Genomic DNA, 22599 nt, shown 5'->3' with positions numbered 1-22599 from the left:
TAACTAAGAAAAGAACCCGAATAATTCTTCAACGGAAAGATATCTTTCGCCCGTATCATAATTAAAAGTCAGGATTACAGAACCGGTTGGAATGTCTTTTAGCTTTTTTGAAACTCCTGCAAGTGCTGCTCCTGTTGAAACTCCTCCAAAAATTCCTTCCTTCTGCGTTAGTTTTTTAGCAAAATTAAAAGCGTCATTTTTTTCAACCGTAATAATTTCATCTACATATTCTCTATTAAAAACTTCCGGAATAAATCCAGCGCCAATTCCCTGTAAAGGATGCGGAGCCGGAATTCCTCCGCTTAAAACCGGAGATAAAGCAGGTTCTACAGCAATGGTTTTTAGATTCGGAAAATGTTGTTTTAATATTTTAGAAACACCCGTAATATGTCCGCCCGTTCCAACGCCAGTAATCAGATAATCAATTCCGTCCGGAAAATCGGCAAGGATTTCCTGAGCCGTTGTTCTTTCGTGAACTTCAACATTTGCAGGATTTGTAAATTGAGAGGGCAAAAAAGCATTGTTAATAGTTGCCGCTAATTCCTTTGCTTTTTCAACCGCACCCGAAGTTCCTTTTTCTCTTGGAGTCAAAACATATTCGGCGCCATAAGCTTCGATGATTTTCCTACGTTCAACGCTCATCGATTCCGGCATTACAATAATTACTTTATAACCTTTTACAGCTGCGACCAGCGAAAGTCCAATTCCTGTATTGCCCGAAGTTGGTTCTATAATAATCGAATCAGGATTTAAAAGTCCCCTTTTCTCGGCATCTTCAATCATTGCCAATGCAATTCTGTCTTTGATGCTCGAACCCGGATTAGATTTTTCGAGTTTAATCCAAACTTCGTGATCCGTAAAAAGTTTATTCAGTTTAATGTGAGGCGTGTTGCCAATGGTTTCTAAAATGTTTTGGTATTTCATGTTTGATATTTTTGATATTTTGGTTTTGGTATTTTCTATATGGAATAAAAAATCGGTTCGGGAAAAGGGTTGTTGTCCTTAATCTTCATTTCATTTTTATGATAAACCACTGAATTTGACGGAATCGTGTACGTAAGCCAAACATTTCCCCCGATAATAGAATCGTGTCCAACAGTTGTTTGTCCGCCAAGAATCGTGCTATTCGCATAAATAATCACGTTATCCTCAATAGTTGGATGCCTTTTTATGAAAGCTTCTTCCTTTTTTACACTCAAAGCACCAAGCGTCACACCTTGGTATATTTGAACATTATTTCCGATAATAGCTGTTTCGCCAATAACAATTCCAGTTCCGTGATCAATGGCAAAATCTTCTCCTATTTGTGCTCCCGGATGAATTTCTATACTTGTTTTTATATGTGCATATTCTGAAATCGTCCTGGCAAGAAGTTTCAAATCTTGCTCCCATAACTGATGCGAAAAACGATAAACAGAAATAGCGAAAAATCCGGGATAAGAGTATAAAACTTCTTCTAAAGTCTTTGCTGCTGGATCTTTGGCAAAAATTGTCTGAGCGTCGTTTAGTGCTTTTTTATGTAAATACGGAATAGCTTCAAAAAATGTTTTGGTTTGTTGTTTGCTATTTTCATTTTTTGGCGCAAAATCTAAAACCAGTTCATCGAATTGCTTTTCCAATTCATCAATTTTATTTTCAATAGTCGTCAAACATCCAAATGATTTTGAAGTGTTTGAAAATAATATGGCGAATAACTCATCAATAAATTTATGAATTAATTTCTTCTCCGGAAGAATTAATAATTGTTGATGTTGTTTTGCTATTTCTTGATAAAATGAATTCATAATCGATTATTTTAGGATTAGAAAATTGCTTATTGTCTTTTTAAAAGCGCTCCGCCAGGCATTACTTCTGGTTTTAATTTGAATTTACTGTATTCTACAACACCTGTTTTATCTGCCCAGTCAAAATACGAAGCCGAAAGTTTGTTTACGATTCCCGGGTTTTGCTGCGCCACATTTGTAGTTTCACCTCTGTCCGTTTCGATATTATAAAGTTCCCATTCATAAGATGGATAAGTCGAAACCAGTTTCCATTTTCCATCCCTGACAGCTCTGTTTCCGGCTCTTTCCCAGAACAATGGTGTGCCTCTATCGACCTGCGAAACATTATTAAATAAAACAGGCAACAAACTGCTTCCAACCAAAGGGTTTGTCGTCACACCATTATATTCCTTGGGATATTCGATTCCTGCCAATTCGTAGAAAGTAGGAGCGAGGTCAATAATATGTCCGGTTCCTTTATCGATTCTTCCCGCTTTAATTTTTGATGGAAACCACGCAATAAACGGAGAACTGAATCCGCCTTCGTGCATATTATTTTTATATTGTTGTAATGGCGTATTCGATAAATAAGCCCAGTTTTGTTCCTGATAATCAAATGATCCCGAAGTTCCAACAGGTCCGTCGTTTCTAACCAAACCTCTTCCTAACGGATTGTAAGTATTAAATCCGCCTTGAGCGCCATTGTCAGAAATGAAAATAATCAACGTGTTTTTATCCTTTTTTAAAGCTTTTAGTTTATCCAAAACTTTCCCCACATTCTGATCCATATTATCGACCATTGCGGCATAAACTTCCATTTTGGCTTTCCAGAATTGTTTTTCGTCGTACGATAATTTATTCCATTCCGGAACTTCAGGATCTCTTGGCGCAACAGTTTGGTCAGCCGGTAAAATGCCGTTTGCTTTTAGTTTTTCAATTCTTTTTTCTCTAAGAATATCCCAGCCTTCGTCAAATTTCCCTCTGTATTTTGCAATATCCACAGGTTTTGCCTGCAAAGGCCAATGTGGTGCGGTAAAAGCCAGATATAAAAAGAAAGGCTTGTTTTCCTTATTTTGTTCATCTAAGAAAGTCTCCGCGTTATTACCAATTTCATCTGTAAAATAATACGAATCATCTTTTGGATGCAACTCTTCATTATTGCGAATTAATTTTACAGGATAAGGCGTTTTCCCGAAAGGCAAAGGTTTCGTATCAAAATAATTTGAAGCACCTTTTAAGATTCCGTAGAACTTATCAAAACCTCTTTGATTTGGCCATTGCGCCTGATCTTCAGAACCTACGTGCCATTTTCCCGATAATAAAGTGCTGTAACCACCAGAACGGAAAACTTCGCCCAAAGTCAATGATTCTTTGTTTAAATATCCCTGATAAGCAGGTAATCCTAAATTGACATCAAAAAATCCCATTCCCGCTTTATGCTGATATTGTCCCGTTAATAAAGATCCTCTTGTTGGTGCGCAAATCGAATTATTGTAAAATTCGCGTAGACGTAAACCTTCATTAGCGAGTTTATCCAGATTTGGAGTTTTAATTTCTGAACCATAATTCCCTAAATCAGAATACCCCATATCATCAACCAGAATCAAAATAATATTTGGTTTTGATGAGTTGGTTTGGGCGTGGCTAAAAGAGCCAAATGCGATTAAGAAATTAAGGGTAATAAATGCTTTTTTCATTTTGTTTTTAGATATAATTCAACAACTCTTTTGATACAAAATTTGTAACAAACAGTGTTTTATAATTGGCAATAAGAAATCTAGGGTATCTTGAAAAAGATTCGTTTTTCGCTTTTATATTAGAAATAAAAATCAGCACTAAACGAAATTGTAATAGCAGAATTAGCAACAGAAACACATATAACAAAAGGTGTTATAGATGTGCTTTTTAGGAAGAATGGAATACGATATGCTTTCTGTTGTTTTCAAAATTTAGTCTTTTTGATTTAAATGATATTTAAAACTCTACTAATTCTATAGACAAAGTTAAATTTAAAATAAAGAAATCCAAATAAATCTGTAATTATTTTTTTGAAGAGTAGGAGAGTTACAACTTTTTGTTGTTTTAATGTATTGGTTTATAGTGTTTTGTTGTTGGTTTTTAGAAAATAAAAAAGCAAGTAAAAAATGTGATTTTAAATACATTTCTTACTTGCTTTAAATATTAATTTTGATGAAAATGTCAATTCTATGCGTTTCAACGGATTAAAATCCGTTGCTACAATATGAATCGTTCCTTCGGAACTTTATATAGAATCTTTTTAATCTTTGGTTTTAAAAAAAATTAACCGCAAAGAACGCTAAGGTTTACGCAAAGTTCGCAAGGAAAATTAACAAAGCTTTGCGAACTCTGCGTTTTAAAACTTAGCGTCCTTTGCGGTTAAATCAACGTCACGTTATTCTAAAATGAACTTATATAACTTATATGGTGAGAAAAATTTATTTACTAAATAACAAAAAGGCAATAATCAAAGTAACAATAACATTGAATAATTGCGCTATTAAAAAAGCATACAAAGGTTTTCGACTATTATTACTCAACAAATCTTTAAAATTAGTTTCTAAACCAATACTTGTAAAAGCCAATGCAAACCAAATTCCCTGAAGATTTTTCAAGCTATCTTTGACTTCATCGCGAACTTCAGGAGTAATCAGAAAAGAAAAGATTAAAGAAGCCAAAATAAAACCAATAACGAACTTAGGAAAGCGTTCCCAGATTACGCCCAAAGTAGGTTTTGAAGCCACAACTTCTTCCGATTTATTATGAGTATAAGTCCAATAAACGGAGATTGCAAAAGCAGCTATTCCTAATAAAACATTTTGAGAGAATTTTACAATTGTACTGATTTTCAAAGCGGTTTCGCCAACCAAAGAACCAGACGCAACAACGGCTCCGGATGTGTCGATACTTCCGCCAAGCCATGCTCCGGTAACTTCTTCGGGGAAATTGAAATATTTGGCAATTATAGGCATGAAAATCATCATGGGAATTGCGGTTACCAAAACAATCGAAATAACATAAGACAGTTTTTTTGAATCACCTTTAATCGCGCCCGAAGTTGCAATTGCTGCCGAAACTCCGCAAATGGAAACGGCGCTCGAAATCATCATCGTTAATTCGTCATCGACTTTTAGTTTTTTACATAACCAAAAAGCAAAATACCAAACGGATAAAACGACAATCAAAGCCTGGATTAATCCTAAAGAACCTGCTTTTAGAATGTCTGAGAAAATAACGCTAGTTCCTAATAAAACCAGTCCAATTTTGACAAATACTTCGGTAGAAAGTGCCGATTTAAACCAATCCGGAAGTTTGAAAAAATTACCAATTGCAAGACCAATTACTAAACTGAAAATTACAGCTTCAAGATTCAGTCCTTTTACGCCAGTATTTCCTGCAATAATAAGCGCAATAACAGTTAAGATATAAACGATTGGAAAACCTAATAAAAAGTATTTTACAGATTTTCCGATCAAAAAAGCACCTAATGTTCCGATAGAAATGAAATATAAAAACTGGAATCCAAGGATTTTCAGGTTTTCAAAATCGAATACATCCTGAAATAAATCGGTTCCGTTTGACCATTTGAAAACGGGAATTTCGGGAAGAAAAACAAAAAGAGAAATTCCGATGATTATAAAACCGAGAATTACAACGGTCCAATCTTCGTGAATGTTAAATGATTTGGTTGGGGTTGACATTTGAATGTTTATTGGTTTTTGATTTTTTGAATAGACTCCAGCTTTAGCTGCAGGTAACAGGTTTGAAAAAAAAGGCTTTAGCCGAATAAAAAGTTTGGCTAAAGCCTTTGAATATCTTCATTTTTAAACTCCAGCTAAAGCTGGAGCCTATCCAAAAAAACGATTTATAAGGTATTCTGAGTTAAACCCGACAGGTTTTTAAAACCTGTCGGGTTTATATGATGTTGATTACAAATCGACAAAATATTTTTGTTTGCCGAAATCAAATTCATAATGCGTTAGATTTGGCCATAAAGGTTTTACTAAACCTTTTTCCCAATTTTGTAAAGCAACATGTAATTCCTTTACTTTTTCAGGATTTTTTTGAGCAAGATCTGTTTTTTCAGATTTATCTGAAGCTAGGTTATAAAGCCATTCTTCGTGCGTTTTTCCGCTGATGATTAATTTCCAATCGCCGCTTCTAATTGCTTTTGCATCGCCGGAACGCCAGTACAAAGTTTTATGAGCTTCTTTATTTTCGTTTACGGTACTTACAAGATCTACACCATCATAAACACGATCTTTTGGTAAATCCGAATGTATAGCTGCCGCAATCGTACTGAAAATATCCAATGTACTTACCGGAGTTTTATAAATAGTATGAGGTTTGATTTTTCCTTTCCACGAAAGTGCAAACGGAACATTTACGCCACCTTCAAAATGAGAAAACTTTCCTGCTTTTAAAGGAGCGTTTGTAGTTGCAAAAGTATAATCGGCGCCACCATTGTCGCTGGCAAAAAAGATCAAAGTATTATCTTCAAGATCTTCTTTTTTAACTTTCGCTCTGATTCTTCCCACGGCATCATCAAGTGCGCTTATCATTGCAAAATAAACACGTTTGTTTTCATCTTTTACATTAGGAAAACGATCGTAATATTTCTTACGAACCTGAAATGGCGTGTGTGGCGCATTAAACGGAACGTAAAGCAAGAACGGTTTCTTCTTATTTTTATCGATAAAAGCTTCAGCTTCATCAGCAAAAGTTTCGGTTAGATACGCTTTGTTGTGAATGATTGTAGTATCACGACGAATTTGCCCGATTCCAACTCGACCATTTCCCCAAATCATTTTATCAGTAAAATCTTTGTGATGATGGTTTATAATATCCGGATTATCATCTTCGGGAGTATAAAGCGAAAATGCCTGATAAAAACCATAATGGTAATCGAAACCTCTGTCTAAAGGAAAAAAACCTTTGTTATGCCCAAGATGCCATTTCCCGATAATTGCCGTGCTGTAACCTTCTCTTTTGGCAAGATCAGCAAACGTAATTTCAGATTGTGGCAAACCTTGCGTGGCTATAGACGCTTCGTTTGGGTAATTTATTTTGGGGTTTAATCGCCAATTATTAGTGTTGATTAAATATTTGAATCCGTAATATTCTAAGTTGTTTTTTGGATAACGATCTCCAGGTTGAAATTCATGCCCGAAACGTTCCTGATAACGTCCGGTTAAAATACCCGCACGCGAAGGCGAACAAATCGAAGCCGAAACATATCCGTCCTGAAAAGTCACTCCTGAAGCCGCCAAAGAATCGATTTGAGGCGTTGGTGTTGATTTTCCTCCGTATAACGAAATATCATATTTCCCTAAATCGTCGGCGAGAATAATAATAATGTTAGGTTTTTTGAAGGAACTGTCTGTGGGAACTTTTTCAGAAAGAAATTCCTTTTTCCCTTCAAGTAATTTTTGATCCGGTTTTATTAATGTTCCATCTGTATTGATAGGCCAGAATAAAAATACAGCCAATAGAAAAACAATAGCAACTATTGGAAGAATAATCTTTTTTGCTTTGGATAATGCCATGGTTTGGTTTTTGGTTTTTTGGAAATGATGTAGTTAATAACAATCTTTGTTAAAATTAAAAACTTTTGCAAATAATTGATGCTTAGTTGTTTGTGTTTATATTGCGAGAGCTTTGTCAAAGTTCAAAACTTTGACAAAACTTACATTCTGTGTGACAATGAGTGAGATTATTTAGACGCCAAAGCTACATCAACATCATTTTTTAAATCGCCTAAACCTTCTTTTTTAAAGACAATTTTTCCGTCTTTGTATAAAATCAAAGTAGGGAAAACTTTTACTGTTTTTAAATCGGCGATTACTTGCGGACTGTCTTCAAGATCAATTTCTACGACTTTTAGATTAGAACCGTATTGTGCTTTGATGGTTTCTAAAACTGGTTTTACTTTTTTGCAAGCGCCACAATATATAGATCCAATATCTACCAAAACATCTTTGTTTTCGGCAATGATTTTTTTGTATTCGGCAAGAGTTAATTTGCTTTTAGAATTAGCATAAAAAGGCTTTCCGTTTCCAATCCAGTTGGCTATTCCACCTTCAAGACTATACGCTTCTTTGAAACCGTTTTTTAATAAAGCTTCGGCCAACCAAACACTTCTTCCTGCGCCAATAGAATAGGTGAATACAGGTTTCGTTTTATCTAATTTGGCTACTTGAGCCGCATAATCTTTAGATTCCAAATTAAAATTTACAGCGCCATTTATATGGTTTAAAGCAAATTCTTCGGGACCACGAGCATCAATTATTTGAGGTTTCTTTTCGTTTTGGATTTTAGTATAATACACTTCTAGAGAAACCGTAGTTGGGCTTTTTTCTTGCGAAAAACCAACGATTGATAGAAACAGTATTAGGGTTGTAATACTGTTTCTTATTATTTTATTTTTTTTCATAGTTTCTTAAGGTTATGCCTGCTCTAAAACGGGAGTTTGTTCAGCAATTTCTACTGGTTTTGTTTTCAATGGAAATGCGATTACACCTTCGGCAAGCGGACTTCCTTCTTTTTTAGATTTGAATATTGGCCATAAAAATTGTGCGTACCATTCTTCTTGTTTGTATGATTTTGTTCCGTATGATTCCGGGAATTTACGCGTGATTAATCCAGTTCCGAAAATAACATCCCAGATAAAAAACATGTTTCCAAAGTTTCCTTTAAAGTGTCCAACTCCGTCGCCGCTAGTATCTGCGTGATGTGCGTGGTGCGTTGCAGGAGTAGAAATCAAGCGTTCTAAAACCCAGGCAATCGGATGTAAAACTTTGTATTTATAAAATGGTTTGTCCCACGCAAGGCTAGAATGCGCTCCTAAAGTGATGACACTTTTGATAACCAAAACAAATAAAGCCGGTAATCCTAAACCTAAATAAGTTAAAGTTGCAGTCAAATAAATTTGAGAAAAGAAAACCGTATAAATAAAGTTTTGTCTTGAAGCCATCGCCATTCCCATATATGGAGCCGAATGGTGCGTTCTGTGGAATCTCCATAAAAACGGAACTTGATGATGCAAACGGTGGTACCAATATTGCGTTAAATCATCGGCAATTGCAATAAGGAAAAATCCTCCCCAAAATGGAACCCATGAAAGTGTATTGGCTAAATTCGGAATTAAATAAGGCAAGGCTGTTAAGCTAAAAAATGCAATCACAGGCGGTAAAAGCAATTTTGGAGCAAGAAAACAAATGATATCTATTTTGCGTTCCTGACCAGTCCATTGATCGTCGTATAAACCTGCACCAAATTCAATAACTCCTAAAACAAGCATGAAAACGGTTAATCCCCAAGTTCTGATATGTTCGAATGCGGGTTTAGAAAATTCCAAAAATGATGGTAATGCAATGTGCGATTCTGCCACAATACCATTTGTTAATTTAAAATAAAGGAAAATTGCCACTACAGGCAAACTGTATATTAAAAGACTGATCAATAAATCTTTTGTTAGTTTTTCTCGTTGTACTATTGCCATGATTTCTTATTTTAAAAATTGATTAATTAATGCTAAACCTCCCGCCAATATTACTAGCGGAACTAAAAAAACAATCGCTCCCACGATGATTTTTTTTCCTATAATTTCATAGTCTACTCGTTTCATAATTGGTAAATTTTGGTGTGTTGTTCTTTTTTTTAAACTTTTATAACTTATTCTAGTTGATTTATTTAAGCTAATAAAATGTAAAAATAAAAAATAAAACTTCTAATTCTATAGATATAGTAGAGTTTTATTTAATTGTTTTGAATAAAATTTGTTATAATCCTTTATTTTACCTTCTGAATTGTTGGAAGCGTTTGAACAGTTAAATTGTTTCTAAGCTCCTCAGATGGCAAATACAAACGAATGATTAAAGTTATTTTTTTAGCATCGTTCGTTGGAAGCCAGTTTTCTTTTTTCTCAGTTCCCGAAAGGTTGATTTTATAAGATATATTATCAGTGTCGTACTTTACATTTTCAAGATTATAACTGTATTTACTGATTGGATTTTTAATTAAAAAACCATTTTCATCATAAGCCGTAATGCTCCAGTATTTAGCTTCCAGGTTTTTTCCGCTAATGATATAATCAGCTTTAGGATCTAATTCATTTCCTTCGCTATCCGTGCTTGTACTTACATAAATCACTTCTTTTTTAGTCAACGCATAAGGTCCATAAACCGCAACTTGTGCAATTGTTAGCAAATCGGCAGTATTAAGATCTTTGTCTTTATCGACAGTTTGCCAATTGCCAATAATGCGTTGCGAGTCGCTTTTGCCGGATTTAATGTTGTAAACACCAACGGCACTTCCCAATACAATAGACAGAATAATCAATGCTACCGCAAGTCCTATCTTTTTTATTTTTTGATTTAAAGCCATTTTTATTTGATTTTAAGTTGAATATTTAATTTTTTCTTCGCTTTGTCAAAGTTTAAAACTTTGACAAAGCTGATATTCGCATTTTCCCATTTTCTATAATAGAAATTATTTTTTTTAGGAGCTAATCCCGCTATTCGTTTCAATCTTTTGTGTCGCTAAAGAAGCGCCACAAAAGGATTTCCACTTCTATCGGGGCTAGGACATTCTTTGTCGAGTTACTTACGGAAATCCCTCGTTTTTACTAATGACGTTTTTTCGAATTAAAATAAAAAATCCGTTTGAATCCGCGTCTTTGCAAAGCAAATCCGTGTCATCCGCGTACTATGACAAAGTTATTCGCGCATTTTACTTCACTAATTTCTCTACCGTAACTCCATGTTGCAATTCAGCAAGAGTCTTCACAGGATATGCTTTCGAAACTAAATAACGAAACAGAATCAATCCTTTTGTCGTTGGACTATAGATGATTTTCTCTTTCGGAATATTTTTCAATACTTCAGAAGTACTTCCTTCCGGCGCCAAATAATATTCGAATTTTGCTTTTACCTGTTCTTCATTCTGAACAAAATAATTGGTCGTGTTTTCCTGATAAGCCGAGATCGACCAATAAGTAGAATCCGGAACTGTACCTGAAATTTTCAAAACCTGATCTTTCAAATCATAATTAATTGTCGAATACAAAAAGTCAGGATTCGGTAACGGAATCACTCTGCTATTTTCAGCATTTGGCTGATTTCCAAATTGAGGCGTATTGATAACACCCAAACTTTTCTCTGCAAATTTCTTCTGAACATAATAAGGAGTTACCCAAATTGTTAAGTAATAAAAGCTTACTGCAATTACTACAAGTACCAAGGCAAAAAAGCCTTTTTTGATAAGTGGTTTTACTGCTGCCATAATTGATTTATTTGTTAATGTGCTATCCTGCAAGGTTTCCAAAACCTTTAGGTATGATTTGCAACGTTTGCTGGTAGGATAAATTAAACCTGCAAGGATTTGGAAACCTTGCAGGTTTTATAATTTATATTTAGTTAGAACTTCCGCTTTTTGCACTGTTTTCAGTATTTCCGCCTTTAGTTACTTGTTTCACTAAATCTTGAAGTGTTTTTCCTTTATCTGCACCAGAATTATGAATTCTTCTGTTGTACACATCTTGCCAGTCGATCAACGGATAAACGTTATTTTCTTTGGCTTGCTCGTCAAATACTTTTTTAAGCTCAGCTAATTTTTCAGGGTATTTTTTAGCAAGATTATTACGCTCGTTAAAGTCTTCGTTTAAGTTGTATAATTCCCAAACATCAGCATCAAAATTACTTGGCGCAGGTTTTTCATTTTTACCCAAAGTATTTTTTAAAGCAAATGAATCCGGTAAATGTGCTGCTCCGGCTTTCCAGCCATCTTTGTAAATTGCTCTGTTTCCAAAAATGTAATAGTATTGCACTTTGTGTAAAGATTCTGCTTTAGCATCATTTAAAGAAGCATATAAAGACGATCCCTGAATAATATCTTGTTTGATATTTTTGATATATTCCGGAGCTTTAATTCCTGCAATATCCAAAGTTGTTGGCAATAAATCCGTAACGTGGCTGTATTGGTTTCTGATTCCACCTTTTTCTTTGATACCTTTCGGATAAAAAACAATCAACGGATTGTGTGTTCCTCCTTCAGATTGTGCATCTTGTTTCCAGTTTTTGAAAGGTACATTTGTAGCTTGTGCCCATCCCAAAGGATAATTGGTATTTAGACCTTTTGCTGTACCAATTTCGTCGATATTAGCTAAGTTTTTCTTTAAGTTTTCATCGTCAGATGTTCCTTGAGAAAACAAACTTTGGTTAATTGTTCCTTCAGTAGTTCCTTCTTTACTTGCTCCATTGTCTCCAATTGCAACGAAAATTACAGTGTTTTCTAGCTGATTAGTTTCTTTTAGATAATTCACAACTCTTCCAACTTCATAATCTGTATACGTCAGGAATCCTGCGTAAACTTCCATAAAACGAGCATAAACTTTTTTCTGATCCGGACTTAGTTTTTTCCAGTCTGTAATCAACGGATTACGTTCCGGTAAAACTGCATTGGCAGGAATTACACCCAATTTCTTTTGGTTTGCAATTACTTCTTCGCGATAAGCATCCCAGCCTTTGTCAAATTTCCCTCTGTACGGATCGCTCCATTTTGTAGCAACCTGATGAGGTGCGTGTGCTGCTCCCGGTGCATAATACAAGAAAAATGGTTTTCCAGGTGCCGCTTTTTGTTGCTTTTGGATATAACTAATTGCTTTATCCGTAATCAATTCGCTTAAGTGACGTCCGTCTGGCGTAACATGAACTTGATCTTCTACTAAATCAGGATTGTATTGATCCGTTTGGGAACCTAAGAATCCGTAGAAATGATCGAAACCTTTTCCGGTTGGCCATCTGTCAAACGGTCCTGCATCTGTAGCATCTTCGTCCGGAGTTACGCCATATTTACCAACTGCAAAAGTGTTGTATCCGTTTTCACGTAAAATCTCTGCAATTGTTCCTTTATCAGATGGAATTCTACCATCCCAACCCGGAAAACCTGCCGATAAAATAGTGTGTGAAAATCCGCTTTCGTGTACTCTTCCAGAATTTCTTCCGGTTAATAAAGCCGCGCGCGTAGGAGCACAAATTGCTGTTGTATGAAAGTTGGTATAACGCAAACCGTTATTTGCCAATTGATCAAATGTTGGTGTTTGAATCAAACCTCCAAAAGCACTTGAAGCTCCAAATCCTACATCATCAAGTAAAATCCAGATTACGTTTGGCGCGCCTTGAGGAGCTTTTACTGGCTCTGGCCAATATTCTTTAGAATCGGCTAGGGTTTTACCAATTACACCTTTAAATTCTTCTTGTTTTTCTTGTGCAAAGCCCATTTGTGCCACTAGCAATGCAGTAATCAAAAGTCCATTTTTAGGACTTTTGATTTTTGAGTTAATTTCAATTTTTTTCATTATTTCTTTTTTTAATATTTGTTTGTCTATGGATTTAGTAGAGTTTTTAAGTAAATTTTTTTACTTGTTTGCTTTGGTCAATAATTCCTGAGCAGATTTTCCTTCGGTAGACGGCGTTTTATGTATTTTTCTTAAGTAAACATCCTGCCAGTCTATTAAAGGATATAGATTATTTTTCTTGGCTTGCTGATCGAAGAGTTTTTTTAGTTCGGCTACTTTTTCAGGATATTTTTTAGCCAAATCTTTTCTTTCGTTGAAATCTTCGTTGATGTTGTATAATTCCCAAACATCTTTGTCAAAATCACTTGGCGGAAGATTTACTTTATTATTCAAAGCTTCTTTTACTTCAATTGAATTTGGATGATGTGCCGCGGCAGCTTTCCAACCATCATTATAAATGGCTCTTGATCCAAAGATGTAATAATGTTGAATTTTATGCGAGGAAACAGCTTTTGCATCATTCAAAGAATTGTAAAATGAATATCCCTGAATTGTGTCTTGTTTAACTTCTCTAATAGATTCCGGAGCTTTTACGCCCAAAATATCAAGAGTTGTTGGCAAAATATCAATTACGTGGCTGTATTGCGTTCTGATTCCCGGAGTTTTGATTCCCTTTGGATAATAAACAATCAACGGATTGTGTGTTCCTCCTTCTGAATTTGCATCTTGTTTCCAATATTTGAAAGGTGTATTTGTAGCCTGCGCCCAACCCAAAGGATAGTTGGTGTATGTTTGAGCTGTTCCAATTTCGCCAATTCTATTTAAGTTATTTTGGAAAACTTTTTCTTCAGTATCACCATTTACGTAGGTTTGTCTGTCTACAGCTCCTTGTAAAGTTCCTTCTTTACTGGCTCCGTTATCGCCAATTAAAACAAAAACAACTGTATTTTCCAGCTGATTGCTTTCTTTTAAATAATTAACCAATCGTCCAATTTCATAATCTGTATAAGTTAAATATCCGGCATAAACTTCCATGAATTTTGAATATACTTTCTTTTGATCTGGTGTTAGTTTTTTCCAGTCTGCAATAAGTGAATTGCGTTCCGGTAAAACAGCATCGGCAGGAATAACGCCAAGTTTCTTTTGATTAGCCAATGTTTTTTCGCGGTAAGCGTCCCAACCATCGTCAAATTTTCCTTTGTAAGGATCGCTCCATTTTTGAGCTACCTGATGAGGTGCATGAACGGCTGCAGGAGAATAGTACAAAAAGAACGGTTTTCCCGGCGCTGCTTTTTGTTGTTTCTGAATGTAACTAATTGCTTTATCAGTGATTTGTTCGCTAAGATGTCTTCCGTCAGGCGTAATATGAACTTGATCTTCAATTAAATCTGGTTTGTATTGATCTGTTGCTGAACCCAAAAAGCCGTAGAAATGTTCAAATCCTTTTCCGGTTGGCCAATGATCAAAAGGTCCTGCATCTGTTGCTTCTTCGTCAGGCGTAATTCCATATTTCCCTACGCCAAAAGTATTGTATCCTTTATCACGTAAAATCTCGGCAACGGTCCCGTTTTTAGAAGGTAATCTTCCGTCCCAACCTGGAAATCCTGCCGACATTATCGTATGAGAAAATCCTCCAACGTGCACTTTATGCGAGTTACTTCCGGTCAATAAAGCGGAGCGGGTAGGAGCACAAATTGCTGTTGTATGAAAATTGGTATATCGTAATCCATTGTTGGCTAAACTCTCTAAAACCGGAGTTTCTATTTGCCCTCCAAAAGCACTTGAAGCTCCGTAACCAACATCATCCAGAATAATCCAAACCACATTTGGAGCACCTTTAGGAGGCGTAACCGGTTCTGGCCAATATTCTTTAGATTCGGCTAAGGTTTTGCCAATAACTCCTTTAAATTCTTCTGGTTTTGTTTGTGCAAAACTCACTTGTGCAAGAAGCAATGCAGTAATCAAAAGCCCTTTTTGCGGACTTTTGATTGCAATGTTATTTTTAAACTTTTTCATTAGATTAAATTTTTACTTATTTAATGCGTAATCACTGTTTAACTCTGCTATTTTAACTCGTTGTGTGCAATTTTTAACACATAGAAACATAAATTTTGTATACCCAAAAGAGGCGTTTCACTTATTTAAATACACATAGCTATGTGTAAATGATGTATCATTTATTTTAATCATCTTTAAATAAAGGAAAAACCTATGTTTCTATGTGTTTAAATATTATCCAGCGAGTTATTTTATTTTATTCCAATCTTCGATGCCTACTTTTTTCGACCATTGTTGGTGTAATTCAATCAGGGATTCGAGCAGTTTGGGTTCTGATTTTGCTACGTTTTTTGTTTCTGTTCGATCTGTAGCAAGATTGTATAATTCCCAAGGCTGATTGTTTTCGGCGACAGCCTTCCAATTTCCTTTTCTAACTGCTTTGCTGCCTTCATGTTCCCAAAACAAGGCTTCATGTGCATCAGATTGTTGTCCTTCAAATTCTTTTTTTAAGCTAATTCCTTCTAATGGTGTGAGACTTTTTCCTTGAAAATTCTCCGGATATTGAAAACCTGCATATTCCAGAAAAGTCGGGAAAATATCAATCACATGACTCACTCGGTTACTTATTGTTCCTGCTTTAATATGCTTTGGATAATAAGCTATAAAAGGAGAAGCAATTCCGCCTTCGTGCGTGTTCTTTTTAAATAATTGAAAAGGCGTGTTGCTCACATTTCCCCACGGAGTTTCATAACTGTCAATTGATGCAACTGAACCTGGTGTTCCATTTTTTTGTGTAACATAATTCCAGTTTTTCACATCGTCTGCACTTCCTCCATTATCCGAAAGAAAGAGAACAATTGTATTATCTTCTTCTCCCAACGACTTTACTTTCTGCAGAATTTCTCCAATTCCGGCATCCATTCTGTCGATCATAGCGGCGTAAATTGCCATTCGGGTATCCCATTTATCTTTTTCTTCGGTGCTTAGTTTTTCCCAATCCGGTACTTTTTCAAAACGATTTGATAAGTCCCAGTTTTTATCAATAATTCCAAGTTCTTTTAATTTTTTAAAACGACTTGCTCTCAATTTATCCCAACCTTGCAGGTATTTGCCTTTGTATTTTGCAATATCTTCCGGTAATGCCTGAATGGGCCAATGTGGCGCATTATAAGCAACATATAGAAAAAAAGGTTTTTGCTCGTTTCGCTGTTTTTCTAAAGATTTAATGGCGAAATTGGTAATTTCCTGAGTGAGATAAGTTGAAGTATCTGTGCGAATAACTTCTTTATCTCCTTTCAAAAAAGTAATTTTTCTTCCGTCATTATATAAAGGCTGCGAGTTAAAATAACTGCTTCCGTTGTTTTGTAACGTAAAAGAATCATCAAATCCTCTATTAACCGCCCAAGCTGAAGGTACTAAACCAACATGCCATTTTCCTGAAACTATTGTACTGTATCCTGCTTCTTTTAATGCTTGCCCAATCGTGATGCAATGCTCGTTTAAATATCCCTGATAAGCCGGAAATCCTTTATCCTGAACCATATCGCCAACGCCTGCCTGATGCGGATATAAACCTGTGAGCAATGAAGCGCGGGAAGGACAGCAACGTCCGGCATTGTAAAACTGTTTTATAATAAGCCCGTTTTTGGCGAGTTTATCCAAATTGGGAGTTTTGATTTCTGAGCCAAAAGCGCCAATATCTGAGAAACCTAAATCATCGGCCAAAATGACGATGATATTAGGTTGCTTTTTCTGTGCAAACAGCTGAAATTGTGTAACAACCAATAGGGCGAGAATGAACAGTTTTTTTCTCATTTTATTAATAACCTGGATTTTGTGGCAATCCAACCGGATCAATATTTCTTTCGCTTTGCGGAATTGGATATAGATTATTACGTGCTGAAACTGAGTTTTTTGCCGTTACTTTTTTCACTTCAGTTACAAGAGTTCCCCAACGTACAAGGTCAAACCATCTTTGTCCTTCCTGAACAAATTCTTTTTTGCGCTCTTCCTGAAGTGCTGCTCTAAAAGTAACCTGATCTAATCCAACTAAATCTACCGTTGGATCTGGCGTATTAATTGGTTTTGCAAAAGCTCTTCTTCTTACCTGATTAATTAATTCATAAGCTTCTGGAGTTGGACCTCCTTGCTCATTAATCGATTCTGCAAGAGATAATAAAATATCTGCATAACGAATAAGCGGGAAATTTATAGCTACATTTCCTGGTGTTGCCAAATTGGTTAAATCCAGATATTTTTTGAAAATTGGTTTCGGAAAAGTATAAATATTTGCAGTTCCCGGAATTGGTAATGTCTTTGCATAACTTACATCTCTTCGAACATCTCCGGCAGCATAAATATCATAGAATAATGCTACGTCTGAGATAATATCTGCAGGTTCTGTAGCCGTAAATCCTGTAAAAGAAGTAGATTGAAAAGTACTTCCGCTTGATCCGTTTCCTGCTTGATTAGCTTCAAACTGAACAGAGAAAATATGTTCTTTTCCGTTCTTTTTTGTTTTAGTAAAGATATCCTGAAAGTTTTCGAATAATGCATATCCGTAACCTCCATTAATAACTTCTCTGGCTTTTAAGATTGCATTTGGATAATCTTTTCTGGTCAAATATACTTTTGTCAAAATTGCTTTTGCAGCTCCGGAAGTTGCGCGTCCGGCATCAGTTGCAGGATATGTTGCAGGCAAATTTTCGGCAGCATTTAAGTCTGAAATGATTTGTGTGTAAACGGCATCAACAGTTTCTCTTCTTGATTTAAGACTTTCTAATTGTATAGAAGTTGGTTCGTGCAAAACGATTGGAACTCCGCCCCAAATACGAACAGCCTGAAAGTACAATAATCCTCTTATGAATTTTGCTTCATTGATTAATCTGGTTTTTACAACTTCGTTACCAACTACTTTAGGCACATTATCTATCGCTACGTTTGCTCTGTTTATTCCAGCGTAAATTTGGCGCCAAGCCACCTGAACACGGTCATTTGTTGCATCATGTGTTAATGAACTCATCGCTCTAACCTGAGGATTTGTTGCAGAAACTCCTGCCGCGGCATAATCAGATCCCATGTCTGTAAGGAAATAGAGGTTTCTGCCAAATAAACTTTGTTCTCCCGGATCAAGACTCAAAGAAGCATAAACTGCGGTTACACTTGCAATTGCATCATCTTGAGTTTTAAAGTAATTGTCTTCGGTTACAAAAGAGGTCGGTGTTACCTCTAAATCTGCGCACGACGAAAATAAACCGGCGCTTAATAGTATTGTTATTATAATCTTTTTCATTGTGTATATTTTTTTACTTAGAAAGTTACGTTTAGACCTGAAATAAATGTTTTGGAGTTTGGATATGCACCAAAATCAATTCCCGGATATAAGTTATTTTGCTCATAAGAACTTACCTCAGGATCAAAACCTGTGTATTTTGTCCATGTAATTAAGTTTTCGGCAGAAACATAAAATTTGATGCTTTTTGTTCCCAATCTAGAGGAAAGGCTTTTTGGTAACGTATATCCAAAAGTGATTAATTTCAATCTTAAGAAAGAAGCATCTTCTACATAACGCTCAGAAACTATCCCAAGCGGAGAACTTGTAGCTCTTGGAACATCAGTATTTGTATTTGTTGGTGTCCAACGATTATCCAAAGTAACATTTGCATTTGTTCCAAGTGTAGAAATTTCTAATTGTTGATTCAAAGCGTTAAACACTTTTCCGCCATAAGCGCCTTGGAAAGAGAAATTAAGATCAAAATCATGATAAGAAATTGTGTTACTAAAACTTCCCACAAATTTTGGCTGAGAACTTCCAAGATTTCCTTTGTCAAGCGCAGTAATTACACCGTCTCCGTTTGTATCAACGTATTTTCTGTCTCCAATTTTAGTATTGGCTAAACTGTTGATTTTAGGTTGTGTATTGATTTCTTCCTGAGTCTGGAAAATTCCAGCAGTTCTGTATCCCCAGAAAGTTCCTAATGGCAATCCAACTTTTACAGTTACAGGTTGTTGTTGCAATAATGATCCGTTTGGAACTACAGGAAAAAATTGATTAACACCATTTCCTATAGAAACCACTTTGTTTTTATTAGCAGAGAAAACGAAGTTCGAATTCCAAGAGAAATTTTCAGTTTTGATGTTTTCTGTAATCAAACCAATCTCGATACCTTTATTCTCAACACCTCCAATATTTTGAAGTACTGTTGCATAACCAGAAGTAAGTGGAATTGGTACATTGATCAATAAATCGTTTGTTTTCTTGTAGTAAACATCAAATACAAAGTTGATTTTTCGATCTAATAAAGACAAATCCAAACCTACATTGTATTGATTTGTTTTTTCCCATTTCAAATCCGGATTTGCCAGACGAGTAGGAGCTAAACCTGTGTATAAAGTTCCTCCAAAAGAATAATTTACAGATCCCATTTGAGCTAGAGAAAGATAGTTTCCAATCTCTTGATTTCCTGTTGTTCCTGCTGTAATTCTAAGTTTAGCTTCTGTTAGACCTTTGATGTTGCTTGCAAAACTTTCATCGGTAATATTCCATGAGAATCCTGCAGAAGGAAAGTAACCCCAAAGAGATTCTGATCCAAATCTTGAAGAACCGTCTGCACGCGCAGATAATGTGAAGTTGTATTTTCCTTTATAAGAATAATTTACTCTCGTTAACCATGATTTCAAAACACTTTCAAATGCATCGCTGTAAGGTTTTACCGGAACTCCATCTTGCAAAGCGTTATAAGTATTTGAGTCGTTTACAAATGTTTGCGCTCCTGCATTAACAACTTCACCTTGAGTGTATTGAAGTGTATATCCTCCTAAAGCTGAGAATTTATGGTTTTCACCGAAATTAGTATTATAATTTAAGGTGTTTTCGTTCAATACAGAACTTACAACTCTGTCTCCAACAGAAGCTAAACCTTTAGTTCCGGCTCCTGAAGTTGTAGTTGACGGCGCATAATAGTTTTGTTTTGTATTGATAACATCTCCACTAACAGCAACTTTTGCAGTCAATTTTTTTGTGATTTTATATTCACCAAATAAACTGGTTAGAATTCTGTTGATTTTTGTTTCATTGGTAGTATTCACCAAATCATTAATTGGGTTAGGAATTATACCATTTGTTGCAGTTGCGTATGGATTATTGGTTAGATTATAACTTCCGTCAGGATTTTTGATAGGAACTACTGGCGGCTGATATAAAGCTACAACCAATGGATTTGGCTGTCTTCCTGCAGCGGCACCGCCATTTGTACCAATACCATTTGAAACTGAATTACTATAATTAGCGTTTACACCAAATTTAAAATTCTGAGAATAGTTTCTTTCGTAGTTAGCACGAAGCGAAATTCTTTTAAAATCAGATGCAATAACAATTCCGTCTTGTTGAAAATAACCTGCCGAGATTGCATAACGAGAACGATCGTCTCCACCTGAAAATGATAACTGATGATTTTGAATTGGCGCGTCAGATCTAAAAACAGCATCTTGCCAGTTGTAACTTCCTGAAGTTTTAAAAGCTTCTATTTGAGCCGGTGTAAAAGATGGTGCCTGACCAATACTTGCCTGAACGTCATTACGTAAACTTGCCCATTGGCTGGCATTCATTAAATGTAATCTTTTCGAAACATTTTGAAATCCAATATAACCTTGATACGAAATATTGTCTTGTCCTTTAACTCCTTTTTTGGTTGTGATGATTACAACTCCATTTGCACCACGAGAACCGTAAATTGCCGTTGCAGAAGCATCTTTCAAAACCTCAATAGATTCTATATCTCCGGGATTAATAGTTGATAATACGTTTACAGTTGCACCGGCATTCGTAACACCCGCTGTACTGTTATTATTGTCATTATAAATCAGGATTCCATCAACCACATAAAGAGGTTCATTCCCCGCAGTAATTGAGTTTCCTCCTCTAATACGAACACTTGAAGAAGCTCCGGGACGACCAGAACTTTGTGTAACTACCACACCGGGAATTGCACCACGCAATAAATTATCTGCAGAGGAAGTTACTTGCGATAAATTGGCTTTTGGAACCGATGCAACAGAGCCCGTAATGTCTTTCCTCTTTTGAGAACCGTAACCTACAACTACTAATTCATCAAGTTCCTGACGCTCTTCTTTTAAGTTAATAGTAACAGGATTTTTGTCTACAACAACTTCTGCTTTTTTATATCCTATATAAGTTATTATTAAAGTGTAAGGGAATTTTTGTCCTGTTTGAAAATAAAATTTTCCTTCAGCATCTGTCTGAACTCCGTGTGTTGTACCTTTAATAACTACCGAAGCTCCAATAATAGGCTGATTTGTAACATCATCAACAACAGTTCCGTCAAGTTTAGATTGAATAAGCGGCGTGGTATTCTGGGCATTAATTCCTGCCGAAAATAGCAGGAGAAAAAGCAATGAGTATATGTTTAATTTTTTTTTCATTTCTTTGTATTGGTTTTAAGTAATTAACAAGGCGCCTTGAAAGTTGAATTTTCAACTCTCTATAGGTATTCTTGGTTTAGTGATAAATATTCTTTAGGCCTCGCCATTTCTGTTGCCGCAGAAATGGCTTTTTTTATTTACAGCAACAGGTTTGCATTTTTTTCATTTTAGTTTTGTTTTAGTTATTAGTCATTTTTTTTTAATATATAGGTATCGTTTCAAGAATCGTTTAGATGCAATTAGTGCATAAAACAGACTTTTGTATTTTTCAGTAAAAGGGTATTTTGGTGTATTTATTTAGAAATTCGTTTTTATCTAATTTGTTATAATGGAAAATTAGAAAAACGAATAAATTGCTGTGAGGTTTAGCAACAGAAGCACATATAACAACAATTGTTATAAGTATCATTTTTAGGAAGAATGTTATACGATATGCTTGCGGTTGTTTTCAAAATATAGTGTTTTATGGTTTTAAATACGATTTTAAACTCTACTAATCCTATAGACAAAGTTAATTTTAATATAATAAAATCCAAAAATTTCATAAGTTTTTTTTTAAAAGGAAGATTAAAGGCACTTTCGAAGTTGGATTTTTAGTATTTAAAATATTGATTATCAATTATTTGTGTTTTTATCCGAATTAAAAAAAATGTTAAAAAATAATCGCTAAAAAGTATTGAAATGTAGTATTTTTTACTTGGTTTTTATGATTTTATACTTCTCCAAAATATTGAAAATGAGCTAAAAACGTCGAGAAAAGACTTGTGTGAGATTAACCATGATTTTTTATACAGTTAACAATATCTCTTTTTATAATAAAATTCCAGAATGAAACATCCGGAAAATATAAAGCGGCTTTATGTTGAAGTTTGTTATTACCAAAATAATGAAATGTCTGTTTTGTTTTGTAAATAATTAATTTCCAATTGCTTAGTGTAGTAATTTTACTTATATTTATCATAATTAACTTTTTTAATTAATAAGATTAAAAGAAAAAGAATTCCTCATTAGAATTTTATAAGCCATAAAAGAATTCAAAATATCTCCAAGTATTATAGATTGAAATTATTCTTACAAGAAAGT

Annotated in this window: 15 protein-coding genes; all 15 read right to left on the bottom strand. The window is 35.1% G+C overall.

Annotated features, from left to right (window positions below):
• Positions 1-3: 3 nt before the first annotated feature.
• The 15 genes from cysK to WN975_RS11305 all read right to left on the bottom strand — a co-directional run bounded on the left by cysK (position 4) and on the right by WN975_RS11305 (position 22477).
• Positions 4-924, bottom strand: a complete 921-nt coding sequence (gene cysK, locus WN975_RS11375) for a cysteine synthase A (protein WP_337966636.1) — start codon at positions 922-924, stop codon at positions 4-6.
• Positions 925-959: 35 nt separating this feature from the next.
• Positions 960-1784, bottom strand: coding sequence for a serine O-acetyltransferase EpsC (epsC, locus tag WN975_RS11370; RefSeq protein WP_337966635.1), 825 nt, complete (start codon positions 1782-1784; stop codon positions 960-962).
• A 29-nt stretch (positions 1785-1813) separates the two neighbouring features.
• Positions 1814-3460: an arylsulfatase gene (locus WN975_RS11365; RefSeq protein ID WP_337966634.1), complete on the bottom strand. Its 1647-nt coding sequence runs from the start codon at positions 3458-3460 to the stop codon at positions 1814-1816.
• Between the two features lie 759 nt (positions 3461-4219).
• On the bottom strand, positions 4220-5482 hold the full coding sequence (locus WN975_RS11360; RefSeq protein ID WP_337966633.1) for a putative sulfate exporter family transporter: 1263 nt from the start codon (positions 5480-5482) through the stop codon (positions 4220-4222).
• Positions 5483-5710: 228 nt separating this feature from the next.
• Positions 5711-7327, bottom strand: coding sequence for a sulfatase-like hydrolase/transferase (locus tag WN975_RS11355; RefSeq protein WP_337966632.1), 1617 nt, complete (start codon positions 7325-7327; stop codon positions 5711-5713).
• A 167-nt stretch (positions 7328-7494) separates the two neighbouring features.
• The gene (locus tag WN975_RS11350; RefSeq protein WP_337966631.1) at positions 7495-8214 is read right to left on the bottom strand and encodes a thioredoxin domain-containing protein; all 720 of its coding nucleotides are present in this window, start codon (positions 8212-8214) and stop codon (positions 7495-7497) included.
• 12 nt (positions 8215-8226) lie between these two features.
• Positions 8227-9282 (bottom strand): sterol desaturase family protein, encoded by a 1056-nt coding sequence (locus WN975_RS11345; RefSeq protein WP_337966630.1) that lies wholly within the window; start codon positions 9280-9282, stop codon positions 8227-8229.
• Between the two features lie 290 nt (positions 9283-9572).
• Entirely contained in the window at positions 9573-10166 is a 594-nt protein-coding gene (locus WN975_RS11340) for a DUF1214 domain-containing protein (RefSeq protein WP_337966629.1), read from the bottom strand.
• A gap of 345 nt (positions 10167-10511) precedes the next feature.
• The gene (locus tag WN975_RS11335; protein WP_337966628.1) at positions 10512-11063 is read right to left on the bottom strand and encodes a DUF1254 domain-containing protein; all 552 of its coding nucleotides are present in this window, start codon (positions 11061-11063) and stop codon (positions 10512-10514) included.
• A 130-nt stretch (positions 11064-11193) separates the two neighbouring features.
• Positions 11194-13137: an arylsulfatase gene (locus WN975_RS11330; protein ID WP_337966627.1), complete on the bottom strand. Its 1944-nt coding sequence runs from the start codon at positions 13135-13137 to the stop codon at positions 11194-11196.
• 60 nt (positions 13138-13197) lie between these two features.
• Entirely contained in the window at positions 13198-15093 is a 1896-nt protein-coding gene (locus WN975_RS11325; protein WP_337966626.1) for an arylsulfatase, read from the bottom strand.
• A 228-nt stretch (positions 15094-15321) separates the two neighbouring features.
• Positions 15322-16890 carry an arylsulfatase gene (locus WN975_RS11320; RefSeq protein WP_337966625.1) on the bottom strand — a complete coding sequence of 523 codons (1569 nt, stop codon included), beginning with the start codon at positions 16888-16890 and terminating at the stop codon, positions 15322-15324.
• Positions 16891-16894: 4 nt separating this feature from the next.
• Positions 16895-18367 (bottom strand): RagB/SusD family nutrient uptake outer membrane protein, encoded by a 1473-nt coding sequence (locus WN975_RS11315; protein WP_337966624.1) that lies wholly within the window; start codon positions 18365-18367, stop codon positions 16895-16897.
• Between the two features lie 17 nt (positions 18368-18384).
• Positions 18385-21516 carry a TonB-dependent receptor gene (locus WN975_RS11310; RefSeq protein WP_337966623.1) on the bottom strand — a complete coding sequence of 1044 codons (3132 nt, stop codon included), beginning with the start codon at positions 21514-21516 and terminating at the stop codon, positions 18385-18387.
• Positions 21517-22288: 772 nt separating this feature from the next.
• Positions 22289-22477, bottom strand: a complete 189-nt coding sequence (locus WN975_RS11305) for a hypothetical protein (protein WP_337966622.1) — start codon at positions 22475-22477, stop codon at positions 22289-22291.
• Between the last annotated feature and the right edge of the window lie 122 nt (positions 22478-22599).

This window comes from uncultured Flavobacterium sp., from assembly GCF_951805225.1.
In the GTDB taxonomy this organism is placed as follows: Bacteria; Bacteroidota; Bacteroidia; order Flavobacteriales; family Flavobacteriaceae; genus Flavobacterium.
This window is presented reverse-complemented; position numbering and strand designations above follow the sequence as displayed.

Excerpts from the sequence above, each read along its gene's own strand:
- WN975_RS11335 (WP_337966628.1), bottom strand. The coding sequence starts at position 11,063 with ATGGCAGCAGTAAAACCACTTATCAAAAAAGGCTTTTTTGCCTTGGTA.
- WN975_RS11320 (WP_337966625.1), bottom strand. The coding sequence starts at position 16,890 with ATGAGAAAAAAACTGTTCATTCTCGCCCTATTGGTTGTTACACAATTT.
- WN975_RS11355 (WP_337966632.1), bottom strand. The coding sequence starts at position 7,327 with ATGGCATTATCCAAAGCAAAAAAGATTATTCTTCCAATAGTTGCTATT.
- cysK (WP_337966636.1), bottom strand. The coding sequence starts at position 924 with ATGAAATACCAAAACATTTTAGAAACCATTGGCAACACGCCTCACATT.
- WN975_RS11330 (WP_337966627.1), bottom strand. The coding sequence starts at position 13,137 with ATGAAAAAAATTGAAATTAACTCAAAAATCAAAAGTCCTAAAAATGGA.
- WN975_RS11350 (WP_337966631.1), bottom strand. The coding sequence starts at position 8,214 with ATGAAAAAAAATAAAATAATAAGAAACAGTATTACAACCCTAATACTG.
- WN975_RS11310 (WP_337966623.1), bottom strand. The coding sequence starts at position 21,516 with ATGAAAAAAAAATTAAACATATACTCATTGCTTTTTCTCCTGCTATTT.
- WN975_RS11325 (WP_337966626.1), bottom strand. The coding sequence starts at position 15,093 with ATGAAAAAGTTTAAAAATAACATTGCAATCAAAAGTCCGCAAAAAGGG.
- epsC (WP_337966635.1), bottom strand. The coding sequence starts at position 1,784 with ATGAATTCATTTTATCAAGAAATAGCAAAACAACATCAACAATTATTA.
- WN975_RS11340 (WP_337966629.1), bottom strand. The coding sequence starts at position 10,166 with ATGGCTTTAAATCAAAAAATAAAAAAGATAGGACTTGCGGTAGCATTG.
- WN975_RS11365 (WP_337966634.1), bottom strand. The coding sequence starts at position 3,460 with ATGAAAAAAGCATTTATTACCCTTAATTTCTTAATCGCATTTGGCTCT.
- WN975_RS11305 (WP_337966622.1), bottom strand. The coding sequence starts at position 22,477 with ATGATAAATATAAGTAAAATTACTACACTAAGCAATTGGAAATTAATT.
- WN975_RS11360 (WP_337966633.1), bottom strand. The coding sequence starts at position 5,482 with ATGTCAACCCCAACCAAATCATTTAACATTCACGAAGATTGGACCGTT.
- WN975_RS11315 (WP_337966624.1), bottom strand. The coding sequence starts at position 18,367 with ATGAAAAAGATTATAATAACAATACTATTAAGCGCCGGTTTATTTTCG.
- WN975_RS11345 (WP_337966630.1), bottom strand. The coding sequence starts at position 9,282 with ATGGCAATAGTACAACGAGAAAAACTAACAAAAGATTTATTGATCAGT.